The 17,059-nt window shown below is 63.3% G+C and carries 16 protein-coding genes; 6 read left to right on the forward strand and 10 right to left on the reverse strand.

Going from position 1 to position 17,059, the window contains the following annotated elements:
- Window positions 1-96 precede the first annotated feature (96 nt).
- Window positions 97-375, reverse strand: a complete 279-nt coding sequence (locus CHB88_RS25060) for a hypothetical protein (RefSeq protein WP_176442321.1) — start codon at window positions 373-375, stop codon at window positions 97-99.
- Between CHB88_RS25060 and CHB88_RS05050 the strand changes: the two genes are divergently transcribed.
- Window positions 374-1,501, forward strand: a complete 1,128-nt coding sequence (locus CHB88_RS05050) for a glycosyltransferase family 2 protein (protein ID WP_176442322.1) — start codon at window positions 374-376, stop codon at window positions 1,499-1,501. The genes CHB88_RS25060 and CHB88_RS05050 overlap by 2 nt on opposite strands.
- Before the next feature lie 26 nt (window positions 1,502-1,527).
- On the opposite strand, the gene CHB88_RS05055 is transcribed toward CHB88_RS05050, so the two are convergent.
- The 3 genes from CHB88_RS05055 to CHB88_RS05065 form a co-directional block, all read right to left on the reverse strand.
- Window positions 1,528-1,821: a PRC-barrel domain-containing protein gene (locus CHB88_RS05055; protein ID WP_089398195.1), complete on the reverse strand. Its 294-nt coding sequence runs from the start codon at window positions 1,819-1,821 to the stop codon at window positions 1,528-1,530.
- An 18-nt stretch (window positions 1,822-1,839) separates the two neighbouring features.
- Window positions 1,840-2,664, reverse strand: a complete 825-nt coding sequence (locus CHB88_RS05060) for a hypothetical protein (protein ID WP_089398196.1) — start codon at window positions 2,662-2,664, stop codon at window positions 1,840-1,842.
- Window positions 2,665-2,856: 192 nt separating this feature from the next.
- On the reverse strand, window positions 2,857-3,351 hold the full coding sequence (locus tag CHB88_RS05065; RefSeq protein ID WP_089398197.1) for an outer membrane lipoprotein: 495 nt from the start codon (window positions 3,349-3,351) through the stop codon (window positions 2,857-2,859).
- 412 nt (window positions 3,352-3,763) lie between these two features.
- Here CHB88_RS05065 and CHB88_RS05070 point away from each other — a divergent pair, with 412 nt between their 5' ends.
- Window positions 3,764-4,399, forward strand: a complete 636-nt coding sequence (locus CHB88_RS05070) for a hemerythrin domain-containing protein (protein ID WP_089398198.1) — start codon at window positions 3,764-3,766, stop codon at window positions 4,397-4,399.
- A 5-nt stretch (window positions 4,400-4,404) separates the two neighbouring features.
- Window positions 4,405-5,139, forward strand: coding sequence for a Ku protein (locus tag CHB88_RS05075; RefSeq protein WP_089398199.1), 735 nt, complete (start codon window positions 4,405-4,407; stop codon window positions 5,137-5,139).
- Window positions 5,140-5,219: 80 nt separating this feature from the next.
- Here the strand turns inward: CHB88_RS05075 and CHB88_RS05080 are convergent, their stop codons facing one another.
- Window positions 5,220-7,760, reverse strand: coding sequence for an FAD-dependent oxidoreductase (locus CHB88_RS05080; protein WP_089398200.1), 2,541 nt, complete (start codon window positions 7,758-7,760; stop codon window positions 5,220-5,222).
- A 1,090-nt stretch (window positions 7,761-8,850) separates the two neighbouring features.
- Here CHB88_RS05080 and CHB88_RS05085 point away from each other — a divergent pair.
- On the forward strand, window positions 8,851-10,884 hold the full coding sequence (locus CHB88_RS05085) for a PAS domain-containing hybrid sensor histidine kinase/response regulator (protein ID WP_176442323.1): 2,034 nt from the start codon (window positions 8,851-8,853) through the stop codon (window positions 10,882-10,884).
- A 90-nt stretch (window positions 10,885-10,974) separates the two neighbouring features.
- On the opposite strand, the gene CHB88_RS05090 is transcribed toward CHB88_RS05085, so the two are convergent.
- Together CHB88_RS05090 and CHB88_RS24185 are read right to left on the reverse strand one after the other, a co-directional pair.
- On the reverse strand, window positions 10,975-12,366 hold the full coding sequence (locus tag CHB88_RS05090; protein WP_089398202.1) for a sigma-54-dependent transcriptional regulator: 1,392 nt from the start codon (window positions 12,364-12,366) through the stop codon (window positions 10,975-10,977).
- Between the two features lie 34 nt (window positions 12,367-12,400).
- Complete coding sequence (locus CHB88_RS24185; RefSeq protein WP_143131130.1) at window positions 12,401-12,694, reverse strand: hypothetical protein; 294 nt, start codon at window positions 12,692-12,694, stop codon at window positions 12,401-12,403.
- Between the two features lie 220 nt (window positions 12,695-12,914).
- Between CHB88_RS24185 and CHB88_RS24190 the strand changes: the two genes are divergently transcribed.
- Entirely contained in the window at window positions 12,915-13,196 is a 282-nt protein-coding gene (locus CHB88_RS24190; protein ID WP_143131131.1) for a hypothetical protein, read from the forward strand.
- A 120-nt stretch (window positions 13,197-13,316) separates the two neighbouring features.
- Here the strand turns inward: CHB88_RS24190 and CHB88_RS24195 are convergent, their stop codons facing one another.
- Entirely contained in the window at window positions 13,317-13,529 is a 213-nt protein-coding gene (locus tag CHB88_RS24195) for a hypothetical protein (RefSeq protein ID WP_143131132.1), read from the reverse strand.
- Window positions 13,530-13,963: 434 nt separating this feature from the next.
- Here CHB88_RS24195 and CHB88_RS05095 point away from each other — a divergent pair, with 434 nt between their 5' ends.
- A complete protein-coding gene (locus CHB88_RS05095) occupies window positions 13,964-14,926 on the forward strand; it encodes a sigma-54 interaction domain-containing protein (RefSeq protein WP_089398203.1) in 963 nt (320 codons plus the stop codon).
- Window positions 14,927-14,960: 34 nt separating this feature from the next.
- Here CHB88_RS05095 and CHB88_RS05100 read toward each other — a convergent pair whose 3' ends face one another.
- Entirely contained in the window at window positions 14,961-15,821 is an 861-nt protein-coding gene (locus CHB88_RS05100; RefSeq protein WP_089398204.1) for an SDR family oxidoreductase, read from the reverse strand.
- Between the two features lie 146 nt (window positions 15,822-15,967).
- Entirely contained in the window at window positions 15,968-17,038 is a 1,071-nt protein-coding gene (gene dusA / locus CHB88_RS05105; protein ID WP_089398499.1) for a tRNA dihydrouridine(20/20a) synthase DusA, read from the reverse strand.
- Window positions 17,039-17,059 lie beyond the last annotated feature (21 nt).

A 17,059-nucleotide genomic window follows, 5' to 3' on the forward strand; every position in this document is an offset into this window, starting at 1 on the left:
ATGGTCTCCTCGGAAAAAGTGCTGTGTCACGCCACACGCATGATTGCCGCATGCAAGACGGGCGAAGCATTTTTGCAAGTTCCATACCATTGCCTTTTACGCGCATGCGCGCGTTACCGCCCGCTCCTTCCATGTAAGTCTTACAGAGCTATATCCGCGATGGGCGCTCAACGAACACCGCAGCGCGGCGTCTGCTCGCAGCGTGCTTTCCGCTTGCTCCGGCAAGTGCTCATCGGCCTTGTGGCCGACCTCGGCTTTCCGGCCTGAAACCCATTTGCGGTGGAACAGGACTTGCATCTCGCCTGCCATCGGCCGCGCGGCATGGATGTCGAACGCCGCGGCATTGCACCGGAATTCACGCAGGATATGGGTCATGTCTAAAGTCCTTACTTTCTCCCGAAGCCGCCGCCGTCCTTTCATCGTCAACGAAGAGCAATTGCTGGGCGTGGCTGCTTGGCATGGGTCGCGCCGCATGAACGGCGACTTGGCTGCGATGCATGCCGGAAGCGCCCGGCTTGATCACGGCGGCATGCCGGAGCTTCTGGCTTCGGTCATCGTCCCGGCGATGGCGTCGCCCGAAATGCTGAACCGCTGCCTGGCCAGCCTGGCCCTGCAGGAATTCGATTGCCCGCGCTTCGAAGTGATCGTGGTCGACATGCGGGCCGACGAAGCCACCCGGGAAGTGATAGAGCGCTGGCGAGTCCATACCGCGCTGACCGGCCCGCACATCATCTCGCTGCCGTCGCCGGCGCATGAAGGCCTGGCTGCTGCCCGCAACCGCGGCTGGCGCGTGGCGCGCGGCGCCATCGTGGCATTCATCGATGAAGATGCGGTGGCGCGCTCGGACTGGCTGGCCCATGGGCTGCAGGCCTTTCGCGGAAACGTGCAGGCCGCCTGGGGACGCCTGGCCACCGCGCGCCATGAGCCCGAGCCGCGCGGCGACGGCGACGGCGAAGCGGGCGATGTCATCCCATCCAATTTCTTCTGCCGCAGACATGTGTTGAATGAGATCGACGGCTTCGACGAGCGCTTCTCGCTAGGCTGGCGCGAGAGCGCGGACTTCTACTTCCGCCTGCTGCAGAGCGAAGCCCGGGTGGCGCAGGCGCCGCAAGCGCTGATCAGCCGCACGCCGCTCAACCGGGCCATCTCGAGCGAACTGGCCGATCTGCGCAAGATGCAATACGACGCGCTGCTCTTCAAGAAGCATCCGGATTTTTTCCGGCAGAAGCTGGGCGCCAGCGTGCCCTGGCATTTCTACCTGATCGTGGCCATGCTCGGCGTGTTCGCAGCCAGCCTGTGGCTGCATGCGTATGATGCGATGGCCATGAGCGCCACGGTGTGGACCATCATGACGACGCGGCTGTGTCTGCGCCGCATTGCCGCGCAGTCGGCGGCGCACCGCGATTCCGGGCGGGTCATACTGACATCGCTGCTGATGCCGCCGGTCGCGGTATTCTGGCGCATCGTCGGCGCGCTGCGCTTTCGAAGTGCCCTGCTATAGCGGCGGCGCAGGAAACGATCGGGAAGTCACCAGGCCCAGCATACGAGACGGGATGCGGCCGAATCGAAATACAGCGACTTCCACGGGATGGCGAGTTCGCCGCCCGCATTGCATGCCAGCACCACGTAGCGCAGCTGCTGAGTGCGTGCGTCGATCATCATGTGCAGCACGCTTCCCAGCACGGTGCCATCGCGCATGGCAACGCTGCAGCCTTCCATCATGCGCGCCACGCCGGACTGCGTTGCATGCACCCGCGTCAGCCGGCGCGCAGTGGCAGCCATGGGCGATCCCGTCAGGCTGCCGGTGTGTGAATGAAGCATGAGCCTCCCTGTGCTGGTTCAGGATGGCCGGCCCGCCCTTTCCGCGGCCCAGCTGACCCGGCGCGAGCCGGCGGCGCCGAGCGCACCGCCGCTGATGCCGAGGACCAGAGCCAGTGCCACCGCACCGAAAACGATCCAGGCGGTCGCGCCGACTGTCCTGACAGCATTATCGGCGTTGGCTCTGCCGCCGGCGGAGGCATTCGCAGGCAATCCCGATATGATCAAAGCCTGGTCGGCAATGATGCCGGCCCGCTCCTGCGGCACCCCGGCAAGCGTCAGCCGCTGCACCGCCGCTTCGCGATCGCCGCTGCGGATGGCACGCTGCAGATCGGCCATTGCAGCGGCATCGAGTCTTCCGGCCTGGCTATGCAGCATGGCGGCCAGGGGCGAGTCGGGCACGGTCAGCGCGCCGCGCGCCATCTGCCCCATGTTGCTGAAGACACCGCTCAGCATGCTGCTGCCAATGGAGGTCGCCATCACGGCGAACAGGATGGTGGTCACCGCCCAGGATACGGCGCCATGCAGCACGCCGTCCGATTTCCGCTTGAGGCCCGACATCCGGGCTGCCACATATCCCCCGACGAAGGCGGACACCAGCATGGTCAGGCCGGCCCATAGCAGCGAGCCCACGCCCGGCCCACCATTGCCTTCGGCGGGCTCGAGGCTGGACAGGCCGGCGGCAATGCCGAGCAGCGTCAGCGCCAGCTGCACGGAGATGCCGACGGCAACGCCGGCCAGCACCGCGCCCCACCGTATCGCCGGCAAAAGAGGACGTCGTATGGCATTTCCGGTATGGTCGAGCGCATCGATTTGACGGCCGGTGTAATGCACCTCGTTTGCCATCGAGTTCTTCTCCCTTCGCTTGCAGTCTTTTCTGTTGGCATGGCGGCCCGGCGATGCGCTCGGCGGATCACCGATGGGCCGGTTCAGTCATTGGCCATGTCGGCCAAGCCGCGCAAGCGATCATGCGCCAGAGCGCATGGTGAATGGCCGCCCGACCGGCGCTGCGACGCTGTCCGGCCGGGCCGAGCCAGGCTAGCGGAAGCGCTCGACGACCTGGCCGTTGGCGACGCGCACCCGCTCGCCCACCTGCAGCATGCCGGCGTTGTCCTGAGCCAGCGTCTGCACCGCGCCGTTATCCATGCGCACGGTCACTCGATAGGTTTCGCCCCCCGCGGCGCGGCTATTGCGCTGCATCTGGTTGCCGGCATAGGCGCCGCCGGCTGCGCCGGCCACCGTTGCCGCGGTACGGCCGTTGCCGCTGCCTACCTGATTGCCGAGCAGGCCGCCGACGACCGCGCCAGCCACCGTGCCGAGGCCGATGCCGGGATTGTCGCGCGGAACCACTTCCACCGATTGAACGACGCCCGTGCCTGATGCACTGCTGGTACTCATCGGCATGGAACCGCTGCCCATGCTGCTACTGCCCATGGGGCTGCCGCCCATCATGTTGCCGCCGGTAGAGCCGCAAGCGGTGAGAGCCAGCAGGCACATTCCCGCGAGGCCGGTTTTGATCTTGAGGTCAATCATGATTAATCTCCTTCGTGGATGTGAACCGATTCATCGAGGCAAACTTTTTCGCCTGCCAGGAATCGCCTTGCACGTAACGAATGCAGATTGCATGCCACTTTGGCACGCTTGGCTATCAGAGGGCGGCAAGGAAAGAACGCGCTTTCGAAATCGCTCGCTTCGCTGTAAGTTTTACCGTGCTCTTGAAAAATGGATTTTCATTTCGCAATGACTGCGGGAACTATGCGGCGAACTGAGTTCGCGATTGAATGCGATGGCTGCTTCAACGGCTTGTGTTTCAAGGGAAGTTTCAAAAAGAACGCCGCCGCGAAGCGGGCTCGCCAAGGCGCTTCTGAAAAGGCATCGTTGGCATGGAGCTTGCGAAGCTTGCCTCTGGATCAACCCGGAAAACCGATAAGCCAAGGAGAAACGCATGCCTCGCAATGCCGCTACCAAGACCACTACCCGTGCGCCTGCCAAGGCGCCACTCAAGGCCGCAGCGAAGAAGGCACCGGCCAAGCGCGCCGCGCCGCGCAAGACTGCATCGGCCGCCAAGGACGCGCTGCTTCTGCTGAAGGAAGACCATGCCAAGGTCAAGAAGATGTTCGACCAGTTCGAGAAGCTGAAGAAGAAGGACGACAAGGTCGCAGAGATGCAGAAGCTGGTGGAAACCGCCTGCGCCGAGCTCACCATTCACGCCCAGGTGGAAGAGGAAATCTTCTATCCGGCGGCCCGTGCAGCCCTGAAGGAAGGAGACCTTCTGGACGAAGCCGAAGTCGAGCATGCTTCGGCCAAGCAGCTCATCACCGAACTTGCCGCCATGCGGCCGGGCGATGACCTGTACAAGGCAAAGTTCTCGGTGCTGGGCGAATACGTGCAGCACCACGTCGAAGAGGAAGAGAAGGAAATGTTTCCGAAGGTGAAGCGCGCGAAGCTTGACCTCGCCGGCCTGGCGGAACAGATCCAGCAGCGCAAGCAGGAGCTGCGCGAGGAACTCGGTCTGGACCGGGGCGCCGCCGGCATGGATGACGACATGGCCGACAAGCCGGCCCGTCGCAATCTGCATTGATACGCATGCGGGACAGCGCCAATTCGCGCACGACGCGGGATGGCGCTTCACGTTCCACAGCCAGGTTCGGCAAGACCTCAACAGGAGTAGACGCGCCGGAAATCGCTGCGGTGCGTCTGAAGAACAAAAAGGAGAGACACCAAGTGATCGTGTCCAGCGAAAAATGGGGAGCCTGCCATTCGGTGGATATCTTCGCCTTCGTCGCAGCAGACGACATTCCGCTCAGCCAGTTCGAAGCGCCGTTTTACCTAACGCCCGCGCCAGGGGAGGAGCGGGACTATCATCTCTTGCATGAAACCCTGAACCGCACCGGCAAGGTGGGCATCGCCCACGTCGTCATCCGCCAGCGCCAGCAGCTCGCGGCGCTCATCCCCTGCGGTCCCGCGCTGATACTCAATACGCTGCGCTGGGACATCGGCCAGGGCGACGACATGATGCGCCATGAACCGGGAGGACCGGAACTGAGCAAGCAGGATCTGGAAACGGCTTGCAGGCTCGTGGACAGCATGACCAGAAAATGGGATATCGGGCAGTACCATCCTGCCTTCCGCGACGACATCCTTTCCCTGGTACGGCGACGGGTCCGTTCCGGCGAGCCGGCTGCCATGCGCGCGGCAGCCGACACCGACGCGCAGTATGTCGAGCGCGTCAGGCCGAGGCCGCCGGCGCCGCAGCGTCAGGTTGACGCCCTGCCTCATCGTCGGGCGATGAAGCCGCGCTACCGACGCGTTCAGGCCTGAACGGAAACGGCAGGTGCTATCAGACCCGGCATGGCCTGCCGGGTCTTCCTAAGTGGAAGCGAAGTGGAACCGGCGCGGCGCTATTCTGCGCCGGCGCTCTTCTTCGGCGCTTCCCAGTTGAGCAGGGCTTCCGCGGCACGCTTGCCGGCGAGGAAGGCATGATCGGCGTTGTAATACGCCCATTCGCCGAAGCGGCCGGCGAGCAGAATGTCCTGTTCGATCAGCCAGTCCCGGATCAGCGCCACCCGCCGCGTGCGCTCATGGTCGTGAATCACATAGGCATAAGGCATGTCCACCTGATGGGCAGTGAGCACCTCGTCTTCCGGACGCAGCAGGCCGACGCGGATGCAATCGGCGATGCAGCGCGCGATCAGTTCCTGGCCATCGGCCGGCAGCGGCTTGCTGCCGGAATAGGTGATTTCGCAGGTCAGGCCGAAGCCGCCCGGGGGATTGCAGGCGGGGCTCGCATTCCCCTGGGCGAAGATGCGGTGAAACACCGTGTCTTCAGGATAGTAGATCCAGTGCTTGTCGGTGATGTTCTCGCGGGCGATGCCAAGGTTCACGCTGCGCACCGACACATGGCGCAAGCCGCGCGCTGCATCCCGAACCTCGGGCGGCGCCTCGTCGCCCATCCGCTTCACCAGTTCAGGCAGCGGCATGGTGTTGACCAGGCTGTCGTAGCGGAAGCGCCGCCCGTCCGCCAGCGCCACCTCGTGCTCGCCCGGACATATCTTCACCACGTCGGCATTCAGTTCGATATCGCCCTTGATGTGGGGCAGGAAGCCCTCCATCAACGCCTGGAAGCCGCCCCGCAGGGGATAGCCGATGCAGTTTGCCGCGCCGCCCTGCCGAACGGAAGGCTGCAGGGCGCCGCTCACCACTTCTTCCAGGTTCAGCCGCGGCGAGCGCTGTCCCAGCCAGGAGACTTCCATCTCGGACAGCGGTATCGTCCACAGCTTGCGGTTATAGGGCAGGACGAAATGCCGCGCCATGCCGACGCCCCACAGCTGATGGATGAATTCCTCGAAATTGGCTGGCGCGCGTCTTTCCAGCGGCGTCACCCGGCCCGACGCATCCACCGTCGCGCCGGCGCCATAGGCTGCATCGATCGCACCCAGGATGCATTCGTTCACCACGCTGGCCGGCAAGCCGTACAGCGCCCGCTCGAAAGGATAGCGGGTGTAGGTCTGCTTGCTGTAGATCCAGGCTTCCCGCTCCTGCCAGTGCTGATTTTCCCCGAGCAGGACGCGATACATCTCCATCACGTAGGGATCGCTGGCGAACATCGCATGCCCGGCCTGATCGAAAGTGAAGCCCTTGTCGTGAATCGAGCGGCACCAGCCGCCGACGCGGTCATGCTTTTCCAGCAGCAGGGTGTCTGCGCCCAGGTGAAAGGCGGTGGACAGGCCGGCGGGCCCCGCGCCGAGGATGACGTGCCGCCGCGCGGGTGCGGCATCCCGCAGCACCGCCTGCCGCCGCAGCGGGTTCACGTCAATATTTTCGCCGGCAGACGGCTCGACACGGCGGCTTGCGGCCTGCTCCATCAGTTCACGCATCCTGGTCGCCGTCGCGTCCCAGGACGTTGCGGCCAGCACGGCGCGCATTTTCTCGACCTTCTCCAGCAGTTCCTGGCGCGGCGCCAGCAGGGCAGCCTCGCAGGCGCGGATGAAAGCGGGGGCATCGCCGGCAATGGCGACGATGTCGCTGTAGTTGTCGGCCACGTCGGCCACCGGCGTGCTGACGATGGGCAGTTCCGCCGCCATGTACTCCAGCGTCTTGGTCGGGCTGATGTAGCGGGTGGACTCGTTGATGGCGAACGGCAGCAGGCATACATCCCAGCCGGCGAGGAAATTCGGCAGCACTTCGTACGGCTGCGGGCCGAGATAATGGATGTTGGGACGCTGCGGCAGGATGGCAGGATCGACCTTCACCACCGGGCCGACCAGCACGATCTGCCACTGCGGATGCGCATCGGCTAGCTGGCCTACCAAATCGACGTCGAAGCGCTCATCGATCACGCCATAAAAGCCAAGGCGCGGGCCCGGGATGCTGCGATGCGCCGGATGGGAGTTGGCCCGGTCCAGCGCCTGCTTGAAGTGGGTCACGTCGACGCTGCTCGGAAAGCAGTGCACGTTCGGATGGCGGTCGCGCTTGGCGCGGTACAGGCTGGGGCCGCCGGTGAATACGATATCGGCCAGCTTCAGCACCGCGCTTTCCCTTTGCAGCAGCTGCTTGGGCGCGTTCCTGAAGGCAGCAAGTTCATCCATGCAGTCGTACACCACCAGACGCGGCCGCAGCGCCTGCAGCAGCGGCAACGCCATCGGCGTATAGAACCAGGCGATATGCTCGTCGTAATCCTGCACCGCCTGCCGCACCAGCTTCTGCAGGTGCGGCAGCTGATCGTCATGGAAGCCCGGCATGCGGACCGGGGTATGCGGCTGGCAGACCAGGATGTTGGGCGCCGGCGCATAGGTTTTCATGAACGGTTCGCCATCGTGGAGGATCGGCTCCTCCACCACGACGATCGGAAAATGCTTGGACAGGCGCGTCAGAAGATGTTGCGGCCGCTGATAAACGAAATCCCAGCGCAGGTGAGAAAAGACGATGATTGCAGAAGCCATACTATCTCCTTGCCTGTTGACGTGTTGATTTCATGGACGCCTTGCGGCCAACGCGGCGAGACGCATGAAGCGGCGGGCGAGCGCGCCGCCGGGCAATGATTGAAATCGGAGTGATGCCGCATACGTCTGCGCTCCCCGGGCTGGGAACGCCGCCTGTTTCGCTGGAATGCCGTATGCGCTGCATGGGGTGTGTGCGGGAATTTCTGGGCCGATCAGCTGTTGATTCGATGCAGCAGTGATCGATGCGAATCGTCGGTCCGGGACCGGCGCATCGTGTCGCTGCCTGTCTTCTGCCTGTTGGTTCGCCGCCGGCATGGCGGAATGTCGAAAGTGGTTTCGCTGCTGTGCTGGCTCCTTTCCGCGAGCGCTTCGTTGCCGCCAGGCTCAGGCGCCTGTCTGTCACGACAAACCCTGCTGCAGGTGCAATTCCCGTGCCGGTTCTTCGTGCGATGGCATTCATTCGCCCTTGCACAAATATACGGACCATGGCGGGCCCCTCTCCTGATCTTCCTCAACCGGAAACCGGCATCTCCGCTCATCGGTATGCTTCCTGCTTGGTGCAGACCGGAACCTCGGCGGCAAGCTGCGGCAAACCATGGCTGCCCTGGCGATGAACCATTACCCGGCTCGGCCGGCTGGCCGGATGCATGAGGCGCTGCGTGGCCCCGCTGCATGTAAATAAGCTCAGGCCGATGTAATGATTACTCGCAGCCGACCAGGGCGAACGGTTACCAAAAGTCAGGAGATCGTTGCATGGCGAACATCCGCAGGGCATCAAGCTTAAGAGGGCTCAAGCCTTGCGCGCATCTTCTTCGACATGGCATCAGTACCGGGCGCAAGGGCGCGCCTATGATGGAACGGGGGCAGAGAATGCGGTTTGCAAGCCGCGTCCTGCCCGGCACTCATCGTTAATGAAATTTGAATCTTCCCCCTGCCGCTGCTGCGGCCGGGGAAAACAGGGAGCCAGCCATACATGGCAGCATTCGGCAACATTGCGAAAACCAGCAGCAACGATCCTCGGTTCAAGGCTCCTGCAGGCGCCATGAGGCACGACGGGATAGAAAGCGCTGACATGGATCAGAAGCCAATCATGCCCATCGGAACCGAGGCCGCCTCCACGCTGCTGCAACGCATCTGCGAGGATAGTCCGGCACTGGTTGCCTATCTCGACGCAGCCTGCCGCTACCGTTATGTCAGCGCCACCTACGAGAAATGGTTCGGCCGCCCGCGCGCCGAATTGGTCGGCGCCCGCCTGCAAGACCTCGACGGCATGGCTTACGCGCAGATGCGGCCGCATATCGAGCAGGCGCTGCGCGGCGAGCAGGTGCGTTACGAAGCGAGCATCGAAACCCGGCACGGCGCGCGCCAGCTCACCGGCTTCTATATCCCGGACCGGGACGCGCATGGCAAGGTGATCGGCTTCTGTTCCATCGCCGTCGACGTCACCGAGCGCAGCCATGCCGAGCAGGCGCTGCGGGAACGCGAACGCGAACTGCAGGCAGCGGAGGAGCGGCTGAGGCTGCGCGAGCGGGAATTCAAGACCCTGGTGGAGAATTCGCCGGACATCATCCTGCGCATGGATGGCGGCATGCGCCATCTCTACGCGAATCCGGCGATCGAACGCCTGACCGGTCAGCCGGCCGCGGCGCTGCTCGGCCGCACCAAGGCGGAAGCCGGCCTCCCTGAATCGGTGGCGGCGCCCTGGGACAAGGCAGCTGCGGCGGCCTTCGCCAGCGGGCGGGAGCAGAAGCTTGAATTCGAGCATGTCATCCAGGGGGAATTGCGCTATTTCTCCGGCCGCATTGTGCCGGAAGCCGATGGGGCCGGCCATGTGGAATCGGTGATCAGCATCGCCTATGACGTCACCGAGCGCGCCCGCATCGCCCGGGAAAGGGATGAATCGCTCGCAAGGGAACGCACCGCACGCATCCAGGCCGAGACCGCCGCCCGTGCCCGCGACGAATTTCTCAACGTCGTATCGCATGAGCTGCGCGCGCCCTTGAACGGCATCCAGAGCTGGGCTCACGTGCTGGAAAACTATGTCAAGGATGCGAGCAGTTCGCCTCTCGTGGGGCGGGCGCTGCAGGGAATCAAGACCGGCGTGAGCCAACAGGTGCGGCTCATCGAGGAATTGCTCGACGTGACCCGCATGATGAGCGGCAGGTTGCGCCTGGTGAAGCAGCCGCTGACCCTGCTGCCGGTGCTGCAATCGACGGTCGACGCCATGCGGGAGCAAGCCGCCGCCCGCCACATCGAATTGCAATGCACCTACGGCATCACCACCGAGCAGGTGGAAGGCGATTCCGACCGGCTGCAGCAGGTGCTGCGCAATCTGCTGTCGAACGCGCTGAAGTTCACCCGCGAGCATGGACATGTATGGGTCACCGCCACCTGCTCAAGCGACGAGATCCGCATCACCGTGCGCGACGACGGCATCGGCGTGTCGCCGGATTTCCTTCCCTTCCTGTTCGACCGCTTCAGCCAGAAGGACACCTCCAGCACGCGCGGCCACAACGGCCTCGGCCTGGGGCTGTTCATGGCGCGCAGCCTGGTGGAACTGCATGGCGGCCGCATCACTGCGGAGAGCGAGGGCGAAGCGCGCGGAACGCAGTTTTCGGTGTACCTGCCGTTGCGCGAGCCGTCGGAGAAATACATCCCGGCGATCCACGCCACCAACATCGACGACAATGCGATGCCGCTGCCCTCGCTTGCCGGTCTGAGGGTGCTGCTGGTGGACGACCAGGAGGAGGCGCGCGAATCACTCACCATCGTGCTGTCTTCCGCCGGCGCCCGGGTGTTCGCCGCCAGCACCGCGAAGGAAGTGCTGGCCTGGCTCGCGACCCTCGCGCCAGATGAGTATCCGGATGTGCTGGTGAGCGACATCGCGATGCCGGGCGAAGACGGCTACACCGTTCTGCGCCGCATCCGGTCCTGGCAGCGGCAGGATGGCGCCACGCCGCTGCAACGCCTGCCGGCCCTGGCGCTGACCGCTTTCGCCCAGCGCGAGGATCGCATCCGCGCCCTCACCGCGGGCTTCCAGATGCATGTCACCAAGCCGGTGGCTCCGGAAGAGCTAATCGTGGTGATCGATACGCTGGCGCCGCACGACCGCACACGCCGGTAAAGCAACTTCTGCAAAACGGAAAAGCCGGCGCCTTGCGGCAGCCGGCTTTTTCATTGGCTGGCGATGATGCGGGCATGGCGCCCGCGTCGCTCAGTGCATCGAATCGCTGCTGTGCAGCGTGGAATCGTCGTTCTTCGGCACGCCCTCGTAGGGACCATACTCCTCGAGCCGGTTGTAGAGCGTCTTCAGGCTGATGCCGAGGATGTCGGCCGCCCGCTTCTTCACGCCGCCGCACAACTCCAGGGTTGCGTAGATCAGCTTGCGGTCGACGTCGGCCAGCGAGGTGCCGACCGGGATGGCGAGCGTCAAGCCCACCGGCGACTGGCTGGTGGTGACCGGCGTCAGCGCGGCGGCATCAATCACCTGGTCGGACAGGATGAATGCCCGCTGCACGTGATTGCGCAGCTCGCGCACATTGCCCGGCCAGTGGTAGTTCATCAGGGACGACAGGCTATCGGGTGCGAACACTTTGCTGGCGCCATGCGCCGCGTTGAGTTCATCGAGGAAATGCTGGGCCAGCAATTCCACGTCATTGCGGCGCTCGCGCAGCGGCGGGATGCGCAGCGGGAACACGTTCAGGCGGTGGTACAGGTCGAGGCGCAATTTGCCTTCGGCGACGGCCGCTTCCGGATCCCGGTTGCTGGCGGCGACCACCCGCACATCGGTTTCCAGTTCCTGATTGCTGCCGATGCGCATGAAGGTGCCGGACTCCAGCACCCGCAGCAGCTTGACCTGCAGCTCGATCGGCATTTCGGTGATCTCGTCGAGAAACAGCGTGCCGCCGTTGGCGCGCTCGAAATAGCCTTTGTGCTGGCGGTCGGCGCCGGTGAAGCTGCCCTTCTCGTGGCCGAAGATTTCGCTCTCGATCAGCTGCGGCGAGATGGCGCCGCAGTTCACCGGCAGGAAGGGATGCTTGCTGCGCAGGCTGAGATCGTGGATGGTCTTGGCGGCCAGTTCCTTGCCGGTGCCGCTTTCGCCGAGCAGCAGCACCGTGGCTTCGGTCGGGGCGACGCGGCTGATGTGGTTGTACAGCTTCTGCATCACCGGCGCCGCGCCGAGCATCTGGCCGAAATGGCCCAGGCGGCGCAATTCGCTGCGCAGTTCGCCGATCTCCTTCTTCAGATCGTCGGTGCGCGGCACGCGGGACAACAAGCCCTTCAGGCGGCGGAAGTTAATCGGCTTGGTCAGGTAGTCGGCGGCGCCGAGGCGCAGTGCCTCCACCGCCGTCTCCACGCTGGCATGGCCGGTGATGAGCACGATTTCAGTGGTCGCCCGCGATTCGATGTCGTTGAACAAGTCCATGCCGCTGCCATCCGGCAGCTTGAGATCGATCAGCACCACGTCCGGACGCCGTTGCTGCATCTGTTCCTTGGCATCCGCGATGCTGCCGGCGACGGCAACCGTGAAGCCTTCCGCGCCGGTGATCTCGGCCAGCGCTTCCCTGGTATTGACATCGTCATCGACGATTAGCACATGAGGCATAAGTCGTTATCTCTATCCGTGTATGGTTGACAGGTTACCGGTATGCGGCAAGCGTTGCGGACGGCATGGCTGGCGTCGTCACGGCTGCCGTATCCAGGTCTTGGTTATAGGTAAAAAATAGAGAAGGACGTGTTGCGATCATCGATCCGAACGCAACGCCTGATCCGGCCTGGGCGGCGCCATGGAGAACAGGCCGCGCAAACAGACTCTTGCAGGAAGCGGCGCGCTTGCGCGAAACGCCATTGCAGTCGCCTGGTTCGCCATGCATGTTCGTCGGAAACTGATCTCCATCACGCAGACAAAAGCCTTGCTCGTCATCGGCTCCCATACTGAAGCCGCTTTTATTATCGCCTAGAGCCCGACCTCGTCAATTCGGCTTTCGCAATGCTTATCGCTTTTCTTTTGCGTACTGCGTATTTTCCCGAGAGCGCCGGACCGTCCGCGGGGCGGCACAGGGCGATGTCCCGATCGGAAAATGGGGCACACGGTGTAAAGACTGCATGGGACGAGACAGGTTCACCCGCGGAAGCGGGAAACCCGATAAAAGCTTGATCGGAGAAGACACCGCGCATCGCGGAGCCTTCTCGAAATGGCAGGAGGAAATCCCGCGGCCGCCGCGTACTGAACACGGCACTGCCGCGCGGATTTTCCTCAGTGCAGTGCCGGGATGCAAATCCGCCCGGAAAGGCGTCTGCAATTCCCGACGATCGGATCAACGGGAAGAGCCGGTACCACCAGAGCTGCCGCTGGACATGCCGCCGGACGATGCGCCCGAACCCTTGGTGCCGGATGCGCCCGACGAGCTTGCGCCCGAAGCGCCGGAGCCCTGATCCGAGCTACCGCCTGCCTGGCGGCCGCAGCCGACCATGGTCATGCTCAATGCCGCTGCCAGCAGCAAAATCTTCGAAGTTTGACGTAGTGTGTTCATGCTCTGCCCTTTCACTGGTTGGTTATTTCGCGCTGGAACCGCTCGAACCGCCTGCAGCGCCTGAAGACCCCATGGTGCCCGAACCGCCGGATGAACTGGAAGCGCTGCCGGGCGTGCCGCCGCCGGTGGCGCCGGCACTCTGGTCTGAAGCATTGCGCTGGCCGCAGCCTGCCATGGTGAGGGTCAGAGCTGCTGCAACGAGTAGGGTTTTGGTGATGTTGTTCACTGCTTTCATGCCACATCCTTTCTATCGACCGTTCGTCCGAGTCTTGACCATTACATTTGCGATAAGTTCTTGGCGTTTCGGCAAAGTGTTCTCATACCAGACCGAGCCAACATGAGCGCCGCGCATCGGCAAGCCTCGCGCTCCGGTTCCGCGCAGCATCGTTCCCCATTCTGGCCGTGGCGAATAAATGAACTGCTCTTGTGATTCCGTTCGGGGACACCATATCGAACCTGTCCCGACGTCAAGAGTCCGATTCCGTTCGTATGCCCACATGACAGACTCGAACATCTGCGATCGGTCGGCGTGATGCCGGCTTCTCGGCGTACTTATTCGGTGCTTTACTGAATTAACGCAAGCGTCGGTCGGACTCCCGATGCAAGAATGGGAAACCTGCAGAGGCACGACCTGCATGCCGTCCTCCGCAAGATTGGATCACCGCTGACATGCCTTCAGACAAACTACTCAAACGCTATGGCATCCTGTATGGGTCCTCGCCCATCATGGAACGCCTTTACCAGCAGGTCGAACGTGTGTCCGCCACGGATGCGACCGTATTGCTGGTGGGTGAAAGCGGCACCGGCAAGGAATTGATCTCCAAGGCCATCCACCAGATCAGCAAGCGCAACGACAAGACCTTCGTGGCCGTCAATTGCGGCGCCATTCCAGCGCACCTGATCGAGGCGGCCTTGTTCGGCCATGAACGCGGCAGCTTCACCGGCGCCGTCAAGCAGCACATCGGTTACTTTGAGCATGCTTCCGGCGGCACGCTGTTTCTCGACGAAATCACCGAGATGCCGGTCGACATGCAGGTCAAGCTGTTGCGGGTGCTGGAGTCCGGCACCTTCATGCGCGTCGGAGGCGATCAGGAAGTGAAGGTCGACGTGCGGCTCATCGCCGCCACCAACCGCGACCTCGAGTCGGCAGTGAAGCAGGGAAACCTGCGCGAAGACCTGATGTACCGTCTGGCGGTGTTTCCGATCAGGATTCCCCCGCTGCGCGAGCGCGGCGCCGACATCGAACTGCTGGCGCAACAGTTCCTCGAGTCGCTGAATGAAAAAAATCAGACCAGGAAAAACTTCTCCCGCAGTTCGCTCGACGTGATCCGCTCCTATTCCTGGCCGGGCAATGTGCGCGAATTGAAAAACGTGGTGCACCGCGCCTACATTCTTTCCGGCGACGAACTCGACATCGAGGATTGCGTGTCGGAGCTGGCGGCGAAGAAGCCGACGGTGCATGAGGGCTATCTCAACTTCTTCGTCGGCACGCCGCTGGCCGACGCGCAGAAGGAAATCATTCTCGCCACGCTCAAGCACTACAGCGGCAACAAGCGCCTTGCCGCCGATGCGCTCGGCATCAGCCTGAAGACGCTCTACAACCGGCTCAAGGAATATCAGATCGTGAACTGAGCGCCCGTTTCCGGGCGTCTCCCATCATTGCCCATCAAGCGTTCACCACCTCGCCGCCATTGGGATGGAGCACCTGGCCCGTCATGTAGGACGAATCCTCCGAAGCGAGGAACACATAGGCCGGCGCCACTTCGTCCGGCTGTCCCGGCCTGCCCAGCGGCACGCTCTTGCCGAACTTCTCTACCTGTTCCGGTGGAAAGGTCGCCGGGATCAGCGGCGTCCAGATCGGACCCGGCGCCACCGCGTTCACCAATATTTTTTTCTCCGCCAACTGTTGCGAGAGCGAGCGGGTGAAGGCGACGATCGCGCCCTTGGTCGATGAATAATCGAGCAGATGCCCGCTGCCGCGATAGGCGGTGACGGAGGTGGTGTTGATGATGCGCGCCCCTTCCTTCAGATGCGGCAGCGCTGCCCTGACGGTATAGAACATCGAAAAAATGTTCGTGCGGAAGGTCTTTTCCAGCTGTTCGTCGCTGATGTCGGCGAGGCTTTGCTGCGGGTACTGCTGCGCGGCATTGTTGACGAGAATATCGAGCCTGCCGAAGCTGGAGACCGCCTTTTCGATCAGCTGCTTGCAAAAGGCGGAGCTGCCGATGTCGCCCGGCATGTTGACGCACTTCCTCCCTTCCGCTTCGATCAGGCGCCTGGTTTCGTCCGCGTCCTGCTGCTCGTCGAGGTAATTGATCACCACATCCGCACCTTCCTTGGCGAAGGCGATCGCCACCGCCCGGCCGATGCCGCTGTCGCCGCCGGTGATGACCGCGACCTTGCCTTGCAGCTTCCCGGCCGCCTTGTATTCGCGCTCGGTGGAGTCGGGCCGCGGCGTCATCTGCGCCTCGACGCCGGGTTGATGGTCCTGGTGCTGAGGGGGGATGGATTTCTCATGGTTTGCCATGTCGGCCTCCTGCTGTCTGGCGTGAAAAGCCGTCGTTTAGCAGGTTCCATGCCACTGGATGACAATTCATCAACAGCGTGAACATGGCAGCGCCGGTGCCCGATGCCATGCATCGAGCGCGCGAAATTACATGGCAGGGATCAAAGTTACGCGGCCCGTGCCTGAGTGCGTGTGTAGGCTTGCAGCAGCAGGTCGGGATCGCCGGCAGCCAGCTTCTTGGAGTCGGACAACGTCTGGCGGAAGGCGCGGGCGCCCGGCATGCCGGCCATCAGGCCCAGCATGTGCCGGGTGATGCTGTTCAGGCGCAGGCCGCCGCCTGCTGCGGCGCCATGGCCATAGCGGGCCAGCTGTTCGCGTGCGTAATCGGCCATGGCTTGCAGCACGTCGAGGCGCGACTTGGGCAAGGCATCGTCGCCGTAGTAGCGCGCATCGAAGTCGGCCATCAGCCAGGGATTGTGATACGCCTCGCGGCCGAGCATGACGCCATCCACCTGCTGCAGGTGGACATCGATTTCTTCCAGGGTCTTGATGCCGCCGTTGATGATGATTTCCAGCTGCGGAAATTCGCGCTTGAGCTGGTAGGCGAATTCCGGCTTGAGCGGCGGAATCTCGCGGTTTTCCTTCGGGCTCAATCCCTCCAGAATCGCGTTGCGCGCATGAACGATGAAGGTGGCGCAGCCGGCCTCGGCCACCGTGCCGACGAAATCGCGCACGAAGCCATACGTTTCGCTGCGGCCGATGCCGATGCGATGCTTGACGGTGACGTCGATGTCGACCGCATCGCGCATGGCCTTGACGCAATCCGCCACGAGTTGCGGCTCGTTCATCAGGCAGGCGCCGAACGCGCCCTTCTGCACCCGCTCCGACGGGCAGCCGCAATTCAGATTGATCTCGTCATAGCCCCATTGCTGGCCCAGCTTTGCGCTCTTCGCCAAGTCCTCGGGTTCGCTGCCGCCGAGCTGCAGCGCCACCGGATGCTCTGCCTGGCTGAAATTGAGATGGCGCTCGACGTCGCCATGGATCAGCGCGCCGGTGGTGACCATCTCGGTGTACAGCCAGGTATGGCGGGTGATGTGGCGATGAAACACGCGGCAATGCCTGTCGGTCCAGTCCATCATCGGCGCCACCGAAATCCGGCGCGGCGGCAGTCCGCGTGCGGCGGTGGTGTCGGCGAGCGCGGGGGTGGTCTGCTGGGTGTCGGGCTGGTTCGAATTCATCGTCATCTTTTCTCCGGTACC

The organism is Noviherbaspirillum humi, from assembly GCF_900188095.1.
GTDB lineage: Bacteria > Pseudomonadota > Gammaproteobacteria > Burkholderiales > Burkholderiaceae_D > Noviherbaspirillum > Noviherbaspirillum humi.

Bases quoted from the DNA above. Each gene is read 5' to 3' on its own strand.
- CHB88_RS05050 (WP_176442322.1), top strand. From the start codon at position 374: ATGTCTAAAGTCCTTACTTTCTCCCGAAGCCGCCGCCGTCCTTTCATC.
- CHB88_RS25060 (WP_176442321.1), bottom strand. From the start codon at position 375: ATGACCCATATCCTGCGTGAATTCCGGTGCAATGCCGCGGCGTTCGAC.
- CHB88_RS05055 (WP_089398195.1), bottom strand. From the start codon at position 1,821: ATGCTTCATTCACACACCGGCAGCCTGACGGGATCGCCCATGGCTGCC.
- CHB88_RS05060 (WP_089398196.1), bottom strand. From the start codon at position 2,664: ATGGCAAACGAGGTGCATTACACCGGCCGTCAAATCGATGCGCTCGAC.
- CHB88_RS05065 (WP_089398197.1), bottom strand. From the start codon at position 3,351: ATGATTGACCTCAAGATCAAAACCGGCCTCGCGGGAATGTGCCTGCTG.
- CHB88_RS05070 (WP_089398198.1), top strand. From the start codon at position 3,764: ATGCCTCGCAATGCCGCTACCAAGACCACTACCCGTGCGCCTGCCAAG.
- CHB88_RS05075 (WP_089398199.1), top strand. From the start codon at position 4,405: ATGCGGGACAGCGCCAATTCGCGCACGACGCGGGATGGCGCTTCACGT.
- CHB88_RS05080 (WP_089398200.1), bottom strand. From the start codon at position 7,760: ATGGCTTCTGCAATCATCGTCTTTTCTCACCTGCGCTGGGATTTCGTT.
- CHB88_RS05085 (WP_176442323.1), top strand. From the start codon at position 8,851: ATGCCCATCGGAACCGAGGCCGCCTCCACGCTGCTGCAACGCATCTGC.
- CHB88_RS05090 (WP_089398202.1), bottom strand. From the start codon at position 12,366: ATGCCTCATGTGCTAATCGTCGATGACGATGTCAATACCAGGGAAGCG.
- CHB88_RS24185 (WP_143131130.1), bottom strand. From the start codon at position 12,694: ATGGGAGCCGATGACGAGCAAGGCTTTTGTCTGCGTGATGGAGATCAG.
- CHB88_RS24195 (WP_143131132.1), bottom strand. From the start codon at position 13,529: ATGAAAGCAGTGAACAACATCACCAAAACCCTACTCGTTGCAGCAGCT.
- CHB88_RS05095 (WP_089398203.1), top strand. From the start codon at position 13,964: ATGCCTTCAGACAAACTACTCAAACGCTATGGCATCCTGTATGGGTCC.
- CHB88_RS05100 (WP_089398204.1), bottom strand. From the start codon at position 15,821: ATGGCAAACCATGAGAAATCCATCCCCCCTCAGCACCAGGACCATCAA.
- dusA (WP_089398499.1), bottom strand. From the start codon at position 17,038: ATGAATTCGAACCAGCCCGACACCCAGCAGACCACCCCCGCGCTCGCC.